The organism is Phyllobacterium brassicacearum, from assembly GCF_003010955.1.
In the GTDB taxonomy this organism is placed as follows: domain Bacteria; phylum Pseudomonadota; class Alphaproteobacteria; order Rhizobiales; family Rhizobiaceae; genus Phyllobacterium; species Phyllobacterium brassicacearum.
On record NZ_PGGO01000003.1, the window covers coordinates 292,106 to 309,412 of the forward strand.

Here is a 17,307-nt window from a genome sequence, read left to right on the forward strand (position 1 = left end):
TCGCTTTCCCCCGTTTGAACGCATTATTTGTTTGAAGAATAACATGTCCAATTTGAAATGTTTAGCAGTGTTGATACGGTCGAAAATGGCGAAAGAGCAGGTTCTTTGCTGGGTCAACCGAAATAATTAGTGCCGATCTTTGCTTTGCATAAACAACATCGAGGTCCTATATTCGGACCATGAAAACATCATCGTCCATTAGCGCACCACGAATGGTGCTTTATGCAGCGCTAGCACTGGGCGCTGCGGCGGCTTCAGGGCTGACCTTTGCCGCATGGTTCAACCAGGGCGATTCCATCTTCCTGTCCCTCATCAATGCGGGCCTGGCGTGGTGTATGTAACCGCCGCGCAGCCTTAAGGTTTATTTCCATGAACAAACGACTGCTGCCCTTGTTGATTGTGGCAATTGCACTTCTTGCGGCCGCGGTGGGCTGGGTCACGTTCCAGTCGTCCCGCCAGACGGCGATTGGTGGCAGCCAGGGCCCATTCGGAACGCCGTTCCAGCTGACGACCATGAATGACGAGCCGATTACCGAGGCAGCGTTCCGGGAGAAGCCATCAGCTGTCTTTTTCGGCTTCACCCATTGTCCAGACGTTTGCCCGACGACATTGTTCGAACTCGACGGCTGGCTGAAGCAGCTGGGCACGGAAGGCACGAATATCAATGCGTACTTCGTTACTGTGGATCCGGAACGCGACACGGCAGCTGTGCTGAAGTCATATGTTACCAATGTTTCCGACCGCATCATGGGTGTCACCGGAGATCCCGACAAGATGGCGGCCATGCTCAAGGGCTACAGCGTCTACGCGCGCAAGGTTGCAGCAGAGGGCGGTGACTACAGCATGGATCATACGGCCTCGATCTTTCTTCTGGACAGCAAGGGCGGTTTCTTCGGCACCATTGCCTATGGCGAAAATCCTGATACGGCTGTCGAGAAATTGAAACGTCTCGCCGACAGCTGAGAGTATCCGAAAGCCACTGCCCGATGACTACCCAGACCCGCCTCTTCCTGACCGCCGGCAAGATCGAAGCCGAGCGTGTATTCGCTCTGCTTGAACGCGCCTTCGAGGACGACGGCCTGCCAATCTCCACCTCGGAGATCGATGAAGATCGCGAGATATTCGAGGTCTCGGTCTATACGTTCGAGCCGGACGAGATCGAGCCTCGCATAAGGGATGCACTCGGCAGCGATACCTTTGGCCTGGAACTCAAGCGCGAACAGGTGCCGGACATCGACTGGGTAGCGCATTCGCTGGAAGGCCTGAAACCCGTTCGCGCCGGCCGGTTCTTTGTGCATGGCTCGCACGACCGCGGCAAACGCCGCGTCAATGATCTCGCTATCGAGATCGACGCGGGGCTCGCCTTCGGTACCGGCCATCATGGAACGACGTCAGGCTGTCTCGACATGATCGGCGAAGTCATCCGGCGTGAACATCCGCGCAACGCGTTGGATCTCGGGACCGGCAGCGCGGTCCTCGCCATCGGCATTGCCAAACTTGCACCGATTCCGGTTCTCGCCACGGATATCGACCCGATCGCCGTCGCAGTCGCGCAGGACAATGTGGTGAAGAACGGCGTTGCATCACGAGTCCAGACGGAGACTGCGACTGGCTTCCATCATCCGGCGATGCGCTTTGCAGCACCGTTCGAACTGATCGTCGCCAATATACTCGCACGACCATTGATGCAGCTGGCACCCGAAATGCGCCGGCATCTTGCCTGGGGCGGTTCGCTCATTCTTTCAGGAATTCTCGAAACACAGCGCGAAAAGGTTCTCGCCGCCTATCGCGTGCAGGGACTGTTCCACCAGAAAACGCTGCGCCGCGAAGGCTGGGTTACGCTGCACCTGAAAGCGAATGCGGTACTCAAACGTAATAGTTGATGTGTCTGGTTCTCTCGCGCGCTCCATCAATGGGCCGCACGACATATCGGCTCATCTGGGCGGTTCGGTACGCAATCAGATTTTCGAGTGCTGTCTTGAAAAACCCGCGGATCCTGTGTGCCATCTCTCATCTCCATGATCATATGGTGGCAACCGATCCTCCCACTGCAAGAATAGGTGATTTGGGTGGCCGCCAACCAGCGCCTTTCCAACATGGCAGCCATGTCCATTGCGCATACGCGGCGAAATAATCGTACAATGGGAACGTGCTTTTCTCGACTATCAACGGCAGAATCTGGTTGCTAAATCCACTCATCCATTGCGCCGGCGAAGACGGGAAGATAGGTTTCGGCCTCTAACAGCAGAGGTTCACAGTCATCATGTTTCAGTCGTTTGAGGTCGCAAGCAATCCGGCAACCGCCGCCCCCCGGGTCGCCAAGCTGCGCGCCGAACTCGAGTCCCTCGGCCTTGACGGTTTTCTCGTACCGCGTGCCGACGAACATCAGGGCGAATATGTGCCTGCCCGTGCTCGCCGACTGGCGTGGCTGACGGGCTTCACTGGGTCAGCCGGTGTTGCCCTGATCATGAAGAACAAGGCCTATCTGTTTGTCGACGGACGCTACACGCTGCAGGCTGCCGAGCAGACGGATCCTGAAATCTTCACGATTGAAAGCCTTGTCGACACGCCGCCCCCGGTCTGGCTGCGCAATGTCGAGAAGAAGCTCATCATAGGCTTCGATCCCTGGCTGCACACGATCAGCGAGACCAAAGCGTTGCACGAGGCGCTGGAAAAGAACGGTGGCAGTCTGGTCGCCATCAAGGACAACCTGGTCGACATGATCTGGGACGATCAGCCTGCTCCGCCGCTCGAAGCAGTTACCATTCAACCGGAGAAGTATGCAGGCAAATTCGCCAGCGAAAAGCTGCAGGAACTGGCTGAGGCGGTGGCGAAGGCCAAAGCCGACGCGACCATTCTGACAGATCCATCCTCGATTGCCTGGGCGTTCAACATTCGCGGCAATGACGTCAGTAACACGCCGCTGCCTTTGGCTTTTGCACTTCTTCCCGCTTCCGGAGAACCGCTGCTCTTCATCGACAAGCGCAAGCTTCCGATCGAGACGGAGGCCTATCTCACACAGCTTTCGACATTACGTCCACCTTCATCCCTGGAGGGCGATGTCTCGACCTTTGTCGCCGGAGACAAGACCGTGATGCTTGATCCGGCTTTGGCGGCCGAAAAGCTGCGCCTGATCGTTGAGCAGGCGGGCGGCAAGGTTGTGGATGGCCTTGATCCAGCGCGGCTGCCGCGTGCGATCAAGAACCCCGTCGAGCTTGAAGGCGCACGCAAATCGCACGAGCGCGATGGCGTCGCCATGGTGTCGTTCCTGTCCTGGATCGACGAACAGGCTCCCGGCACTATCGATGAAATCATTGCAGCGACAAAGCTGGAGGAAACCCGCCGTACGGTTGCGGAGGGCTTCCAGATGCCGCTCGAAAACCTCTCCTTCGACAGCATTTCCGGCGCCGGACCGAATGGCGCCTTTGCGCATTACCGTGTCAGCACCGCGTCAAACCGTACATTGGAGGATGGCGAGCTCTATCTGATCGATAGCGGCGGCCAATACCGCGATGGCACCACCGACATAACGCGCACCCTGCCGGTCGGTAAGCCGACGGACGACATGAAGCGGAAGTTTACACTGGTCCTGAAGGGCATGATTGCCATTTCAACCGCACGCTTCCCCAAAGGCACGCGCGGCATGGATATCGACGCGCTTGCGCGCATTGCCCTGTGGAAGCAAGGCTACGACTATGGCCATGGAACCGGACACGGCGTCGGCTCATTCCTTTCGGTACACGAAGGACCGCAAAGCATCTCGAAACGTGGTGTGCACGAACTGTTGCCGGGCATGATCCTCTCCAACGAGCCCGGCTACTACAAACCCGGTTCGGGCGGCTATGGCATCCGGACAGAAAACCTTTTGATCGTCACCGAGCCGGAGGTGCCCGAAGGCGGCGATATCCCGATGATGGGCTTCGAAACGATCACGCTTTGCCCCATCGACAAGCGGCTGATCGACACGAGCCTGCTGGTGCGCGAAGAATTGGTGTGGCTGGACGCCTATCACGCGCGGGTTCGCGAGGCGCTTCTGCCGCACACCAAGGGCGATGAGCGCGAATGGCTTATGGCTGCGACCGAGCCGCTCGCGCACAACAGTTGAAAATAGCGATCAGGAAAACTGGCGCAGCAGAATGATCATTGCTGCGCCGGCAAGGAACATCGTCAGCGCGTTGAAGCGCAGGGAAATGAGCCCTGCGAAAGCCAATGCCAGGAGACCGCGCCAGTCAGCGGTGGCCGCCGCTGGCGCAACCAATGTCGTCAGGACCGCAGCAGGCACTGCGTTGAGTGCCACCTCGACGCGCGGATGAATGCGCTCGAAGCGCGACAGTACAAGGTGGCCACCGATGCGGGTGAGGAAGGTCAGGACTGCGCCGGCGATGATGATCCAGAATATTGATGACATCAGCGCTTCTCCCGTGCTTTCTCCGGCTTGGCTACGATCACCGCCACGATGATGCCGGCCAGGGCACCGATGCTGACGTGCCACGGCGAGCCGATTGTCTTGTAGGCGATGATCGAGACAATGGCGCTGGCGATGACGATAGCCGCCCAGTTGTCGCGCTTGCGAAAGCCCATGACCAGCCCAAGGAAATAGATCGGCAGCAGCATATCGATGCCAAGCGCATGCGGATCGGAAATGAGATTTCCGAAAAGCCCGCCAATCCAGGCCTCTGTTACCCACATGACGTAGATCGGTGTGGCAACGCCGAGATACCAGATAAACGTGACGGCCCTGCCGGACTCGGCTCGCTTCTCGGTTTCCGCATATTGCGGGTCGGTCAAAAGGAAATAGCTGAGGAGGCTCTGCAGCGGCTTGAAGTGACCGATACGCCGTCCCACGGCAGCTGAATACAGCACATGGCGAAAGTTGACCGCAAAGATCGAAAAGACGATCAGCCAGGCGGGAATGTGCTGGCCGAAGAGCTCGATACCGACCATCTGGCTCGCGCCACCAAAGATCGCGGCGCTCATCAGCACAGCTTCAAATACGGTGAAGCCGTTGTCGACCGCCAGCGCACCGAACAGCAGACCGAACGGCGCCGAGGCAACCATGATCGGCAGCCCCTTGCCGAAGCCTTCCCAGAACTGCGAACGGGAGGTGCCGGAATCGACCGGGATTGATTCCCGTTGATATATTTGTTCGTCCATGGGTCTGCTCTAGGCCAGGATGGCCGGGCTGTCACGTGAGATTTGTTGATCAATACGATCAATGTTGCTGCAGCGAGCCACCAGACCTCCCCTTCTTGTCTCCGCCTTTGCCCATAGATAGGGTGCAAATGGGTGCGGTGAAAGGGAGAGTACCATGGCACATGTCATCGATCGCGATGTCTGGGCGGAACATCCGGAATTCTGGCACGGCGAAGTGACCGGCAAGCCCTACGGCACCAATGTGTCCATCATCTTCAATTTCCAGCAACGTATTGGCGGCGGGCCGCGCCTCCATAGGCATCCTTACACGGAGACTTTTATCATCCGCAAAGGGCATGCCCGCTTTACCGTCGGCGGTGAAATAGTCGATGCCCATGAAGGCCAGATCGTCATTGCACCTGCCAATACGCCACACAAATTCGAGAATCTTGGGCCTGGCGCCCTCGAAAGCATCGATATCCACGCCAACGAAGTCTTCGTTACCGAGTGGTAGCTACGCGACGAGGGTGCCCTCGATTGCCCTGCCCCAGTCGATCAAAGGTTTTGCCCGCACCGCAAAGTCGAGAAGATCGTCGGCAAGCTCTGGCAAGGTGATCCCGGCGGGGTCGATCGGAAAGCGCACGACGAAGTTGCGGTTCCGCAGCGCCTCGATCAGATCCGGGTCGGTGACCGTCTCAAAACCGCGCGGCGTTCGCTTCAAACGGTTGGTATCGTTGAGTTCCAGCCCGTTCTTTGCCAGCGCCCGAACCATTGCCCGATATTTTTCCGGCTTCTCGACAATGGCCTTGCGCATCGCAAGCAGAAGCTCCGGCTTTGGCTGCCACCAGGCGATGGCAGCATAGCAGCCGCGATACTCCTCAAGGCCAATACAAACATAGAAGCAGCCGCTCTCGGCCCACTTATTGCCGTCGGGCGAGAGCAGCGCCGACAAGTGCCGGTTATAGGGGCTCTTGTCCTTGGAAAACCGGGTGTCACGCTTGATGCGGAACTGCGATTTCTTGCGGTCGCCCCTGAATGGCAGGCCCGCCTTTTCGAAACGCGCCAGCAGATCCTCGACCAGATCGCCGAGCGGTTCGTAGAGGTGCCCTTCGAACAGATCCTTGTTTTCCAGGAACCATTCTCGGTTCTGATGAAAATCGAGCGCTTTCAGAAACGGTAGCGCCTTGTCACCAAAACCCTTGAACACGATCTCGCTCATGCGCCCACCAGGGTGAACCAGGCGTTCTCGTCGATGACCTCGATGCCGAGGCTTTGTGCCTGTGCGAGCTTCGACCCCGCGCCCGGTCCGGCAACAACGAGATCGGTCTTCTTGGAGACAGACCCGGCGGTCTTGGCGCCATAGCGTTCGGCCATGGCCTTGGCTTCGTCTCGCGACATGCGCTCTAACGAGCCGGTGAAGACGATCGTCTTGCCGACAACTGGCGAGCCGCTGACTGTCTTCACTTCCTCGTCGAGCGGTGTGACCTCGGCGAGGAGCGCAGCAAGTGCTTCCCGGTTGTGCTCTTCGGCATAGAAATCGACGAGTGCCTCGGCAACGATGCTGCCGATACCTTCCACCTCGTTCAATTCGCGCCAGGCATCATTGCCCCTGTCCGCCCTGTCCTTCGGCGGCACCGCCGCCGTGGCAGCATTGGCAAGGGCTTTGTAGGAGCGATAGGCCTTGGCCAGCCGCTTGGCATTGACCTCGCCAACGTGGCGTATCCCAAGGCCGTAGATGAAGCGGCTGAGCGTGACCTCACGCCGATCGTCTATTGCGTCATAAAGTTTCTTGACCGAGGTCGCGCCAAATCCATCAATGTTTTCAAGCTTGGCCAGAGAGGCCGCCTGGCGTTTCTTCAACGTGAAAATGTCGGCGGGTGTGCCGATATGCAGCGCCGGATCTTCCGATTTGAAGAAGAACTCCACCTGTTTTTCACCAAGCCCCTCAATATCGAAGGCGTTACGCGAGACAAAGTGCCGGATGCGCTCCACCGCCTGCGCCGGGCAAATCAACCCGCCGGCACAGCGGCGCACCGCCTCGCCCTCCTCACGCACCGCATGGGAGCCGCAGGCAGGGCAGGTGTCCGGAAAGACGTAGGGCGACGGCCCGCGGGGCTTGTCGGCAACGATATCGACGATCTGCGGAATGACGTCGCCTGCGCGCTGGACGACAACCGTATCGCCGACTCTGAGATCCCGCCCTTCGCGTATCGGCTGGCCATTCTGGCCGATCCCCTTAATATAGTCCTCGTTGTGGAGCGTTACATTGGTTACGACAACGCCGCCTACAGTAACCGGCTCAAGCCGTGCCACGGGCGTCAGCGCACCGGTGCGCCCGACCTGAATGTCGATGCCCTTGAGGATCGTCATCGCCTGTTCCGCCGGGAATTTGTGGGCGATGGCCCAGCGCGGGCTGCGGGAGACAAAACCCAGCCGCTGCTGCAGCGCAAGGTCATCCACCTTGTATACGACACCATCGATATCGTAGCCAAGCAAGGCGCGTTGTTCTTCGATCTGGTGATAGTGCTTTACCAGGCCTTCTACCGACACGAAGCGCTGCATCAGCGGATTGACGCGGAACCCATAAGATCGGAACGCGTCGACCATGCCCATTTGTGTGGCGGCCGGCATCTCGCTGACCTCACCCCAGGCATAGGCGAAGAATTGCAATGGCCGAGACGCTGTAATCGTCGCATCAAGCTGGCGCAGGGAACCTGCTGCAGCGTTGCGGGGATTGGCGAAGATTTGCTTGCCTTCCTTCGCCTGCCGCTCGTTGAGCGCCGCGAAGTCGGCATGACTCATGTAGACCTCTCCGCGAACTTCCAGCACCTCGGGCGGCTTGCCATTCAGTACGTTCGGGATACTGGCCACGGTGCGCGCATTGAGGGTGACGTTCTCGCCAGTCGAGCCATCGCCGCGGGTCGCTGCCGTGACTAGCCGTCCCAGTTCATAGCGCAGGGAAAGCGACAGGCCATCGATCTTGGGTTCCGCCGTAATGCCTATCTTCGCGTCGGGTCCGAGCTTGAGGAACCTGCGGATGCGGCCGACGAAATCCTCGACATCGCTGTCATGAAAGGCGTTGTCTAGCGACAGCATCGGAATTGAATGGGTCACCTTGCCGAACTTTTCCGATGCGACGGCACCGACTTTGTTCGATGGCGAATCCTCACGCTTCAGATGCGGAAAACGCTGCTCGATGGCGAGGTTTCGCCGCCGCAGCGCATCATACGCGGCATCGGAAATGATCGGCGCATCTTCGGTATTGTAGCGGTAGTCGTGGCTCGCAATCTCTGCTGCCAGACGGCCAAGTTCCTCTGCGGCTTCCGCCTCGCTTAGGTCTTCTACGGGAATGTCTGCCATCACTATCGTCTAATTGTTGTGCTTCGTCATGTGTGCGACGTTAGCGTTCCTTTGGCCGAAGAGAAAGTGGCTCTGGCTTCTTCATGAACTATTGGTTCTGGCTTTTTATCCTCGTACCTCCAGTGCTTGTATTCAGCGAAAAGCCGGAGGTAAGCGCCTGGCTGCAAGCGGCGAGACTGATCTTCGCCACTGCGCTTGCTTGCTATACTTTTCTTGCAGGTGCCATAGCTTGGCAGAAGTTTTGGCTGATTATGGAGGAGCCCCATCCATGTATCGGCGGTCTCATTGAGACCGATCCATTGATTTTGGAAACATGCAAATCTTTCGTTTACATTGCACTATACTCGCACCTAACATCCTACATATTCTTCAGCTGCATTCTTGCAGCCATCTATGTCGGAATAAATGAAGCGATCTGGCGCGTAGTTTTTCGTCGCGCACTTGCGCAACTGGATGGTTCTCATTTTTTGAGCAATATCTTATTGATTTATATAGCGCCCGTACTGATATTTTTTATCATTTGCATTCTATTCTTGATGTTTCGCTGGGTTTCTCCAGAAAGCAGCAACGGTGCAATCCAACCCCCGGGCCCAATGAACTACTGGCTCTGGAGTTTCATCATCCTGCTGCCCGTTTTCGTTTCAGTGTCAAACCAGAGCCGAATACCTGGCTTAAGGTTGGGCGACTGTTGACGGCAATTGCGCTCGGCTATGCACTGCTTAATGCGGGCGTGCAGTGGGGGAGCAAGCTGAGTTGGGAAGCTTACGAGAACTGCCATAACAGTTTCCCAAACGGCGATCAGAATGGCTATGGTTAGGAGAAATGTAAACATCTCCTCGTAGGAACCGGCGGGCTCAACTTCGTCTTTGCCCTGTTTTTGGGCTGGATTCCGTCCGGCGCCTATGTAGGTGGATTCGAGCTTGTGTGGCGTATCTATTATCGCCGCGGAATTCGAGAGATGAATGACTCAGTTGGCAATTGGGTGAGTAATATTTTGCTGGCTCTGAGCACTCCGGTGTGGATTTATGTTGGGGTTATAATTCTAATGATAGTCTTTCTGGTGATTTATCCATATCAGCCAGCGGGCTGATTATATACCATCGCTTTGGTTGTATTTGACCTCACTCCTGAACTCCGTCCGCCACGTGTCGGACACATTGAAATATTGGCCACCTCCATCAGAGATGGACACCCACACGGGAGATGATGCATCTACTGAAGAAGTTCCGTACGTAATTTTTTCCCGCACGCTGGCAGGGTCGGTAAAAGTATCCGTATAGAGATAGGACATCTCGCCTTCTATGAACATCATACCATTTTCATTTATGACGGTTCCGGAAAACTCCCGACTAACGACACTACTTCCAAACACATAAACATAATCACCAAAGTCATAAGAGTTAATGAAACTATAAGTGAGGGGTCCAGATGTAATTTTCCTTGCCTCTGCGATAATTTGCGCGCTTATCCGATCATATACGTCAAGCTTGTAAAAAAAATAATCTATCACACCAGCCATATGCCCTGTTTCTGATAAGGTCAGGTCTTCGCCACCACCAAGATAGTAATGGCGTATGAAACGGGCATTGGTCCATTTCTCCGGCGCATCATTGATATCACTGATCAGTGTCTGATTGGCATATTCGCTATCCCCACGTATATAGGGCTCGGCGACGCAGCGACAGCCATAGTCCTCGCCCGGATGGCCGGTTTCGGGCGGATTGTCCCAGGCAAATAGCTTTCCGTTATTTTCAATGTGAGAAGGACGCACCTGCGGGTCGCCGCGCGTGCGCCAGACATAATGCGTGGTGGGATGGCCGAGATCTTCCGCCTTCAGCGACAAGCGTATCGGGGTCCCGCGGCGGAGATAATTATTGAAGGCTTTGCGGTATTCCAGCGAATTGAGAAGGTTCATCCATGTCTTGCCCTGTTGCACCCGGACGATGATACGGCGGTAAAAGTGGACGTGGATAAGTGACCAGTGAGAAATCACCGAAAGCGATTACCAGGCTCTGCCCTCAGGATACGACGGCGGCGTTTTCTCGTAGCAAGCGGACGGCCGCGGCGCGCGCCTCTTCTGTCACACTGGCGCCGGCCAGCATGCGCGCGATTTCTTCCTGCCTATCGCCCGTTTCCATGGCGCGGATGGAGGTCGCCACACGGTCGTTGCCGCTCGCCGACTTGGCGATGAGGAAATGGGTCTGTGCCCGCGCGGCAACCTGCGGCGCATGGGTGACGGAGAGAACCTGAACCTGTCCCGCGAGACGGCGAAGGCGCTGGCCGATGGCATCGGCAACTGCGCCGCCTACACCCGTATCGATCTCGTCAAACACCAGCGTCGGAGCCGACCCGCGGTCGGCAAGCGCCACTTTCAGCGCCAGCAGGAAGCGTGAGAGTTCGCCGCCGGAAGCGACTTTCATCATCGGCCCGGCGCGGGTGCCGGGATTGGTCCGCACCCAGTATTCGACGGTGTCGATGCCTTCGGCGGTGCGGCTATCCGTATTGGTCGTCATTTCGACGATGAATTCAGCCCGCTCCAGTTTCAGTGCCGGCAATTCGGCCATGACCGCTTGTTTCAGATGAACCGCGGTCTCGCGCCGGTCATTCGAAAGGGCAAGCGCCGCCTGGTCATATGCCTCACGAGCCGCCATGGCTTCCTTTTCCAGGACAGCGAGACGTTCGGCGCCGGCGTCGATATCGGCAAGGTCTGCATCCATCCTGTCGCGCAAGGCAGCAAGGTCATCCACTGGAACCGAATATTTCCGTGCCGCAGCACGAAGAGCGAACAAGCGCTCTTCCGTCTGTTCAAGGAAGCGCGGATCGAAGTCGATAGCGCGAATGGCTTGTTCGATGCCGTTCTGCGCCTCAGCCAGCGCGTTCAGCGCTTCATCAATCGCCTTGACCACTGGCTCCAGCAATTGTGGTGCTTCCGGTACCTTGCGCTCAAGCCGCCGCACGAGGCTGGCAAGCGAGGGCACGGGCGAGGCATTGCCGGATAGAACCTCGTTGGCATCATTGACGTCGCCGGCAATCTTTTCCGATCGCATCATCTCCGTGCGCTTGATTGCCAGCAGCTCTTCTTCCTGGGGCTCGGGATCGAGCTTGGCGAGTTCCTCAACCGAGGCCCGCAGGTAGTCGGCCTCGCGGGTTGCCGCTTCCACCTTGGCGCGGTGGCGAACCAGCGTGTGTTCGGCATCGCGCCATGTCTTGTGCGCCGCCCGAACGAGACCCGCTTTTGTTTCAAGTGCGCCGAATGCGTCGAGCAGTGTGCGATGGATATCGATGTCGATCAGGGCGCGGTCATCGTGCTGGCCATGGATCTCGACAAGCCTGCGTCCAAGCTCCCTGAGCAGGGTGACGCTTGCGGCCTGATCATTGATGAAAACGCGACTGCGGCCATCGGCTGTCTGCACGCGGCGCAGGATGATATCGCCATCATCATCGATGTCGTTGTCGCGCAGCAGCGAGCGTGCCGGATGGCTGCCCATCACATCGAAAACGGCCGTCACCTGGCCCTGCTCCGCCCCATGCCGGACAAGCGAAGCGTCGCCACGTGCCCCAAGGGCAAGCGACAATGCATCGAGCAGAATGGATTTGCCTGCGCCAGTCTCCCCGGTAAGCACCGACAAGCCTTCGCGAAACTCGATGTCGAGCCGTTCAATCAGAACAATATCGCGGATCGACAGATGCGAAAGCATGGATTGCTCTGTTTATCGGTTAGACGCCGTCTTTGCCACCAGTGATTGCAGTTGCAGCCTTCGACAGCCATGAACCGGCGCTCTCACGCGGCTCAAGGCCACCACTCTGCAGCAGCTTGTAGCTATCCTTGTACCACTGGCTATCCGGATAGTTCTGGCCAAGAACAGCCGCAGCCGCCTGCGCTTCATTCGTCAGGCCCAAGGCGAAGTTAGCTTCCACCAGACGCGCCAATGCCTCTTCGACATGGCGTGTGTTCGAGTATTGCTCGACGACAACCCGGAAGCGCTTGATCGCAGCCAGATATTCCTTGCGCTCGAGATAATAGCGGCCAACCTGCATTTCCTTGCCGGCGAGCTGGTCACGGCCAAAACGGATCTTCGCCTTGGAATCCTCGACATATTCAGAATCGGGGAAGCGCTCGACCACTTCGCTGAATGCAGCGATCGACCGGCGCGACATGCTTTGCTCGCGCGTCACATCCGGAATCTGGCGATAGTAGCAGAGGCCGGTAATGTAATAAGCGTAAGCCGCTTCCGGCTGTGTCGGATAAAGCGCAATGTAACGCTTGGTCATGGCAAGCGCATCGTCATACTTGCCGGCGCGATAGTTTGCGAACGCGCCCATGACCAGCGATTTACGGGCGAACTCCGAATAAGGGTGCTGGCGATCGACGGCATCGAATTTCTTGGCGGCCTCGGCAAGGCGGCCGGAATTCAGATTGGCGAGCGCCTGATTGTACAGAACGTCAGCAGGTTCGATTGTATCGACATAGGCGTTCAGGTCTATATCATCATCTTTGGATGCACAACCGGAAATGGCGATAGCGCTGGCAATTGGAACAAGAAGAAGGGCCATGCGGGCCCTGTGAGCCAACCCTGTATTCATCGACATTCTGCAATTCGCCATGCTGTCTCCGGCCCCCACATAATAGTTTAAGAGCATTGATCGCAAACCCGATATCACGTTTGCGTCCCATGCTCTAGGCATACTCAATCTTACCGTCGGTTGGGCGTTCATAAACCACAAGCCAACAGAATCAGCAATCTTATTGCCGTGTAATCGTCCAATTTTGTGGCGAACCTGAAATGAATTCAACTTGTTTCGGTAGCGACAGGTAGCCGATCCTGTAGGCTTGGACCTCCGCACCAGACTTCAATGGCCGCGGCTCGCCCCAAAGTTGAATTCGAAGGCGCGTCCAGCTCGTCGTTTCGAATGCCGGAATAGAGGCCAGAGCACCGCCCTTCTCAACATCATGCATGGCTTCGTCGCTGTCACGCTTGCGTAAGTCTCCGACCGATGAATGAGCCGCTGCGACCCGCAATTCACGTGTTGCGAACGTTGCTGACCGATCACAGAAGACAAATGTGCCTGCCAGACAAACCAGGTTCTTACCATCGGCCAGCCGAATGACCGTGTGACACCGACAAAGCCCTCCCCACACAGGAAATCATTCAGGCCGTCCTCATGATTCCAGAGATAGAACGGAGCGTAGAGGTTTTCCCGGCTCTGGGTGCCGTCACCGCTCCGGGCCGTCAGGTAAGCCTTGAATCTCAGATTGGGAAATTTGTCGAGCAGATGGCCCTTCTCCGCTATGCGGCGATGTGTCAGAACATCAAATAGCGGATCGCAAGCTAACGAAGACTGATTGGCAACTGGGCCGGATTAGCGATTGCGACGAAAGATCGCCGAAATTCCGAAGGGCTCTTTCCGGTCCAGCGTCGGCACGCGTGGCTGAAGGCGCTGGGTTGTTGGAAACCAAGCCGCCACGTGATGTCCGACGCTCGAAGGTTTTGTTCGAAATAGCGTAAGGCGAGATCGCGCCGCATCTGGTCGAGGATTTCTCCAAAGCTCAACCCCTCGGCTGCCAACCGCCGCGCGAATGTCCTTTCGCTGAGGTTAGTTTTTGCGCGATCGTCCTTGCCTGCGCTTCACCGTGCGGCAGAAGCGGCCTGATGGTGTTCTCAACCTCTGTCCGGAACGCATTACCGCTGGATGCACGTGCAGCAATCGCCTCGTCGCAACTCTTCACCATCAGATCGTTGAGATACGGGTCATAGCCAAGCAGGGGCAAGTCCATCACGCTTGCGTCGAATCTTATCTCGTCGACATGGGCGTCGAAGCTGACCTCGCAGCCCAGGAGCTGCTCGATTTTGCGGCCGTCCGCGCGATGATGCATGAATCTTACCGAAAGCGGCACGATCTTCCTTCCGACAAGCTGCCGGCAGAGCCGTATCAGCGCGACCGCGAAGGACTCCATCAGGTGCCGGTCCATGTGGCGGGGCACGCCGTCATAGAAAAGCCCCACCTGGCCGCCCGAGCCTTTGGCGATCCGCAGGTCCAGCGCTTCGTTGGCAATGCGCTCATACCGATCCAGGCGTTTGAGTGCATCGCCCAATCGCTCCGATGACGCAGCCACATAGTACAGCATGCCGAGTTTGCGCAAGTCGAAATCCGCTGCAAGAGTAAGCCCGAGCCAGTCGTCCTGAACGACACGAGACACGCGCTCCAGAAAATCGATCGCCGCTCTGACCTTGATCCGTTTGCGGCTGGCGAGCGCCGCCTCCGGCAAGCCGGACTGCACAAGTAGGGGAGCCGGGTCGATGCCGCGACGTTCAAGCACTCCAAGCGCCAAGTGAACAGCCAAGCCTATTGACGTCGGCACCGCCGTTGATCTCCCAAGAATCGTATGGCCGCGTGCTGTGAAATCATGCCCAACCGGCCAGTGCCCACACTATGAGCGCGATGGCAGCTTAGCGCAACTTTTGTCGCGCGTGTCAAAGCACTTCGACTGGGCCGAGAGGGCGTGGCGGTCGTCAGTAAACCAAGACCTCATTGGCGTCTTAGCCCAAGACATTGGCAGCCAAACGCAAGCGCGAATTTACTCGAACTGTTAGAGATAGCCCGCACGGTTGGAAAGGTAAGGCCATTGAGCCGGAGCGATCTGCTCCCCACCAACCAAATGAAGAAGCGAATTCAAGAGAAGCAAGCAGCTTAACCAAGTACGGGCCCCTTTTGCGAGGGGGCTCCGCTTGATTGTTGCACTGTCCTCCCTCGCGAGGGGGCCAGTGGAGCAATCGTGCTCCGATTAAACATGGACCAACTCCGAAGGCAAAGAGCCTCCGGACTCCATCGCGAAAGAGAAATGTGTTGAAGAAACTAGTCATCCTTGGCGTGTTGTTCGCCAGCGTATCCGCCCCTGCTCTCGCTGCTCAGAAATCGAGCTGCCAGCGTAACCTGATGCAGATCTGGTTCAGTGCTCCGTGCTCCGTCGTGAGTCCGGTTTTGAAGGACCGCAGCGATTGGCGATCCACGCATACACGATCGACCCGTAGCGAATCGCGGTCCGCGAGTGCATCCGCAGCCGATCATGCATCATCGGCCGGCGGCGCAAGTTCCGCCAGCAATGCATCCTCAGGCGGCTCAGCGGCCAGCTCGGGCGGCGGTTCAGCGGCCAGCTCCGGCGGCGGTTCAGCGAGTGCTGGCAACGGTAGCGGCCCGACGGGCGGCTCCCCCTCGGACACGACTGACGTGGCGGACAACGAAACGCCGGACAACGAAACCCCAGCTGGCGGCGATAACACTGACCCGGGTGCTGAGGAAGGCACTGGCGAGCAGGGCACCGTTGGAGAAGGCGTTGGTACCGAAGATCCTAACAGCACGAAAGACCGCGACAAGCCCAAGGACGATAATGGGCATGGGAACGACCCCGATAACACCGATCCAAGCAATCCTGGCCGAGGCAACGGCGGCCACGGCGCTGACAATGATAACAAGGGCGGCGACAAGAAGTAACAGACAGTGCCCCTCGAGAGAGGAGCCCACTTTTTGAAGGTAAATTCAATGTGGCATCCTATGAATCGTCGTAGATTCCTCACCATCATGGGGGCACTTTGCGCCGCCTCCATGTGGGCCTTCGCAGGGTTTAGTGACTGCATTATGTGGGCGGGCCGATCATGAAAAGAACATTAGCTGCACTAGCGGCGTGTCTAATGTCGACCGTGGCTCACTCCGGCGAGTTCTTCAGCATTCCCGATACAGGCGCTATCGTCTTCAGTGGTAGTGTCGATCGGGACGACGCAGTTAAACTAGAGGACATCCTAGCTCAACGTGACAGTCATGGCCATCAAACCAATGCTCTGATTCTCAACAGTCCAGGCGGTCATATTCAGCCAGCTAACAGAATGGCACATATAATCCGCGGTCGCAGCTTGGACACCGCTGTGGCTCAAGGCGAGGAATGTTCCTCTGCCTGTGTTCTGATGTTCTCAGCGGGCATCACACGTTATGTTAGTCGAGGATCATTGCTTGGCGCCATAGCGCATCCTCAAGAAAGGCGGGCGAACCCACCAGTTACGAGGATGGCGACACAACGGTCGACGTGGCTCGTGAGATGGCATATTTTGGTACGCCAGCAAATATTATCGGTGCCATGGTGCTCACCAAATCGGGCGAGATACGTTGGCTCACCACTTCCGAGGTTCAGGGCTAGGTAGAATTCCTGCCAGATCGACCTGCCCCACAAACAGAGCCAGCCGTTGCACCAGATCCGACTAGATCGGGCAACAACAATTTCATGACCTGCCAGAGCACCACCACTCGGGACACTTACATTGTAACGTGGAGCGGTGGAAAAACGATTCAGGTCGGGAAGCGGACGTTTAACGTAGCAAGCACCCGCCCGGGCAATGACGATCCAAATCAAACGGTCGTAAGCGGACGAACGTTGGTCAAGGACGGGAAATTTGCTGCAGTGCTCGGCGGCACGAATCCCAAGATTTTCTTCTGGACCAAGAGGGAGAAAGCTGAGGACCGGTGCTGGTAACAGGTTGAGCTTGATCCAACCATCGCGCAATGCGGCAGCGGTTCGCACCGCGCTAGGTGCCCTGCAATAGGGAAAGACCCTTTGGCGTCGTAAAACATAAGATTGGCAGCCAAACGCAAGCGCGAAATTTTTTGGACCGCTAGGGAAAGCCCACACGGTTGGAAAGAAGGCCATTTGGCCTCGCCGGCGCTCATTTGTGGAATTGAGCGATCTGCCCCCACCAACCAAATGAAGAAGTGAAATCATCAAGCAGATTAACGAAAGCACAGGGCCCTCATTCGAGGAGCCGCGCG

General features: G+C 57.2%; 18 protein-coding genes. 7 read left to right on the forward strand and 11 right to left on the reverse strand.

What is annotated here, in order from left to right; all coding sequences use genetic code 11:
* Positions 1–179 precede the first annotated feature (179 nt).
* The 4 genes from CU102_RS30090 (at position 180) to CU102_RS06615 (ending at position 4,105) form a co-directional block, all read left to right on the forward strand.
* On the forward strand, positions 180–341 hold the full coding sequence (locus CU102_RS30090; protein WP_166648322.1) for a hypothetical protein: 162 nt from the start codon (positions 180–182) through the stop codon (positions 339–341).
* Between the two features lie 28 nt (positions 342–369).
* Complete coding sequence (locus CU102_RS06605; protein WP_106710221.1) at positions 370–963, forward strand: SCO family protein; 594 nt, start codon at positions 370–372, stop codon at positions 961–963.
* Between the two features lie 23 nt (positions 964–986).
* Positions 987–1,883: a 50S ribosomal protein L11 methyltransferase gene (locus CU102_RS06610; RefSeq protein ID WP_106710222.1), complete on the forward strand. Its 897-nt coding sequence runs from the start codon at positions 987–989 to the stop codon at positions 1,881–1,883.
* Between the two features lie 377 nt (positions 1,884–2,260).
* Positions 2,261–4,105 (forward strand): aminopeptidase P family protein, encoded by a 1,845-nt coding sequence (locus CU102_RS06615; RefSeq protein WP_106710223.1) that lies wholly within the window; start codon positions 2,261–2,263, stop codon positions 4,103–4,105.
* Between the two features lie 9 nt (positions 4,106–4,114).
* Here CU102_RS06615 and CU102_RS06620 read toward each other — a convergent pair whose 3' ends face one another.
* The gene (locus tag CU102_RS06620; protein WP_106710224.1) at positions 4,115–4,408 is read right to left on the reverse strand and encodes an AzlD family protein; all 294 of its coding nucleotides are present in this window, start codon (positions 4,406–4,408) and stop codon (positions 4,115–4,117) included.
* Positions 4,408–5,154 carry an AzlC family ABC transporter permease gene (locus tag CU102_RS06625; protein ID WP_106710225.1) on the reverse strand — a complete coding sequence of 249 codons (747 nt, stop codon included), beginning with the start codon at positions 5,152–5,154 and terminating at the stop codon, positions 4,408–4,410. The genes CU102_RS06620 and CU102_RS06625 overlap by 1 nt, the downstream gene beginning before the upstream one ends.
* A 154-nt stretch (positions 5,155–5,308) precedes the next feature.
* Here CU102_RS06625 and CU102_RS06630 point away from each other — a divergent pair, with 154 nt between their 5' ends.
* Positions 5,309–5,647: a cupin domain-containing protein gene (locus CU102_RS06630; protein ID WP_106710226.1), complete on the forward strand. Its 339-nt coding sequence runs from the start codon at positions 5,309–5,311 to the stop codon at positions 5,645–5,647.
* On the opposite strand, the gene CU102_RS06635 is transcribed toward CU102_RS06630, so the two are convergent.
* Positions 5,648–6,352: a DUF2461 domain-containing protein gene (locus CU102_RS06635; RefSeq protein WP_106710227.1), complete on the reverse strand. Its 705-nt coding sequence runs from the start codon at positions 6,350–6,352 to the stop codon at positions 5,648–5,650.
* Positions 6,349–8,493 carry an NAD-dependent DNA ligase LigA gene (ligA, locus tag CU102_RS06640; protein ID WP_106710228.1) on the reverse strand — a complete coding sequence of 715 codons (2,145 nt, stop codon included), beginning with the start codon at positions 8,491–8,493 and terminating at the stop codon, positions 6,349–6,351. Before ligA ends, CU102_RS06635 begins: the two co-directional genes overlap by 4 nt.
* Positions 8,494–8,576: 83 nt before the next feature.
* On the opposite strand from ligA, the gene CU102_RS06645 reads away from it, so the two are divergent.
* The gene (locus tag CU102_RS06645; protein ID WP_106710229.1) at positions 8,577–9,185 is read left to right on the forward strand and encodes a hypothetical protein; all 609 of its coding nucleotides are present in this window, start codon (positions 8,577–8,579) and stop codon (positions 9,183–9,185) included.
* Between the two features lie 398 nt (positions 9,186–9,583).
* On the opposite strand, the gene CU102_RS06650 is transcribed toward CU102_RS06645, so the two are convergent.
* From CU102_RS06650 to CU102_RS06670, 6 genes are all read right to left on the reverse strand, one after another.
* Positions 9,584–10,408, reverse strand: a complete 825-nt coding sequence (locus CU102_RS06650) for a phage minor head protein (RefSeq protein WP_106710230.1) — start codon at positions 10,406–10,408, stop codon at positions 9,584–9,586.
* 103 nt (positions 10,409–10,511) lie between these two features.
* Complete coding sequence (gene recN, locus CU102_RS06655; protein ID WP_106710231.1) at positions 10,512–12,191, reverse strand: DNA repair protein RecN; 1,680 nt, start codon at positions 12,189–12,191, stop codon at positions 10,512–10,514.
* A gap of 19 nt (positions 12,192–12,210) precedes the next feature.
* Positions 12,211–13,077 carry an outer membrane protein assembly factor BamD gene (locus tag CU102_RS06660; RefSeq protein ID WP_106710345.1) on the reverse strand — a complete coding sequence of 289 codons (867 nt, stop codon included), beginning with the start codon at positions 13,075–13,077 and terminating at the stop codon, positions 12,211–12,213.
* A gap of 267 nt (positions 13,078–13,344) precedes the next feature.
* On the reverse strand, positions 13,345–13,800 hold the full coding sequence (locus CU102_RS06665; protein ID WP_425351529.1) for a DUF4865 family protein: 456 nt from the start codon (positions 13,798–13,800) through the stop codon (positions 13,345–13,347).
* A gap of 23 nt (positions 13,801–13,823) precedes the next feature.
* Positions 13,824–14,060, reverse strand: a complete 237-nt coding sequence (locus CU102_RS30295) for a helix-turn-helix domain-containing protein (RefSeq protein ID WP_342588739.1) — start codon at positions 14,058–14,060, stop codon at positions 13,824–13,826.
* Complete coding sequence (locus tag CU102_RS06670; protein WP_245425244.1) at positions 14,042–14,854, reverse strand: AraC family transcriptional regulator; 813 nt, start codon at positions 14,852–14,854, stop codon at positions 14,042–14,044. The genes CU102_RS30295 and CU102_RS06670 overlap by 19 nt, the downstream gene beginning before the upstream one ends.
* Before the next feature lie 485 nt (positions 14,855–15,339).
* Here CU102_RS06670 and CU102_RS06675 point away from each other — a divergent pair, with 485 nt between their 5' ends.
* The gene (locus CU102_RS06675) at positions 15,340–15,984 is read left to right on the forward strand and encodes a hypothetical protein (RefSeq protein ID WP_133624407.1); all 645 of its coding nucleotides are present in this window, start codon (positions 15,340–15,342) and stop codon (positions 15,982–15,984) included.
* A 532-nt stretch (positions 15,985–16,516) separates the two neighbouring features.
* Here the strand turns inward: CU102_RS06675 and CU102_RS29390 are convergent.
* Entirely contained in the window at positions 16,517–17,188 is a 672-nt protein-coding gene (locus CU102_RS29390; protein ID WP_133624409.1) for a hypothetical protein, read from the reverse strand.
* Positions 17,189–17,307 lie beyond the last annotated feature (119 nt).

Coding starts and splice junctions, on each gene's coding strand:
- CU102_RS30090 (WP_166648322.1), top strand. CDS start 180: ATGAAAACATCATCGTCCATTAGCGCACCACGAATGGTGCTTTATGCA.
- CU102_RS06605 (WP_106710221.1), top strand. CDS start 370: ATGAACAAACGACTGCTGCCCTTGTTGATTGTGGCAATTGCACTTCTT.
- CU102_RS06610 (WP_106710222.1), top strand. CDS start 987: ATGACTACCCAGACCCGCCTCTTCCTGACCGCCGGCAAGATCGAAGCC.
- CU102_RS06620 (WP_106710224.1), bottom strand. CDS start 4,408: ATGTCATCAATATTCTGGATCATCATCGCCGGCGCAGTCCTGACCTTC.
- CU102_RS06625 (WP_106710225.1), bottom strand. CDS start 5,154: ATGGACGAACAAATATATCAACGGGAATCAATCCCGGTCGATTCCGGC.
- CU102_RS06630 (WP_106710226.1), top strand. CDS start 5,309: ATGGCACATGTCATCGATCGCGATGTCTGGGCGGAACATCCGGAATTC.
- CU102_RS06635 (WP_106710227.1), bottom strand. CDS start 6,352: ATGAGCGAGATCGTGTTCAAGGGTTTTGGTGACAAGGCGCTACCGTTT.
- ligA (WP_106710228.1), bottom strand. CDS start 8,493: ATGGCAGACATTCCCGTAGAAGACCTAAGCGAGGCGGAAGCCGCAGAG.
- CU102_RS06645 (WP_106710229.1), top strand. CDS start 8,577: ATGAACTATTGGTTCTGGCTTTTTATCCTCGTACCTCCAGTGCTTGTA.
- CU102_RS06650 (WP_106710230.1), bottom strand. CDS start 10,408: ATGAACCTTCTCAATTCGCTGGAATACCGCAAAGCCTTCAATAATTAT.
- recN (WP_106710231.1), bottom strand. CDS start 12,191: ATGCTTTCGCATCTGTCGATCCGCGATATTGTTCTGATTGAACGGCTC.
- CU102_RS06660 (WP_106710345.1), bottom strand. CDS start 13,077: ATGAATACAGGGTTGGCTCACAGGGCCCGCATGGCCCTTCTTCTTGTT.
- CU102_RS29390 (WP_133624409.1), bottom strand. CDS start 17,188: ATGGCCTTCTTTCCAACCGTGTGGGCTTTCCCTAGCGGTCCAAAAAAT.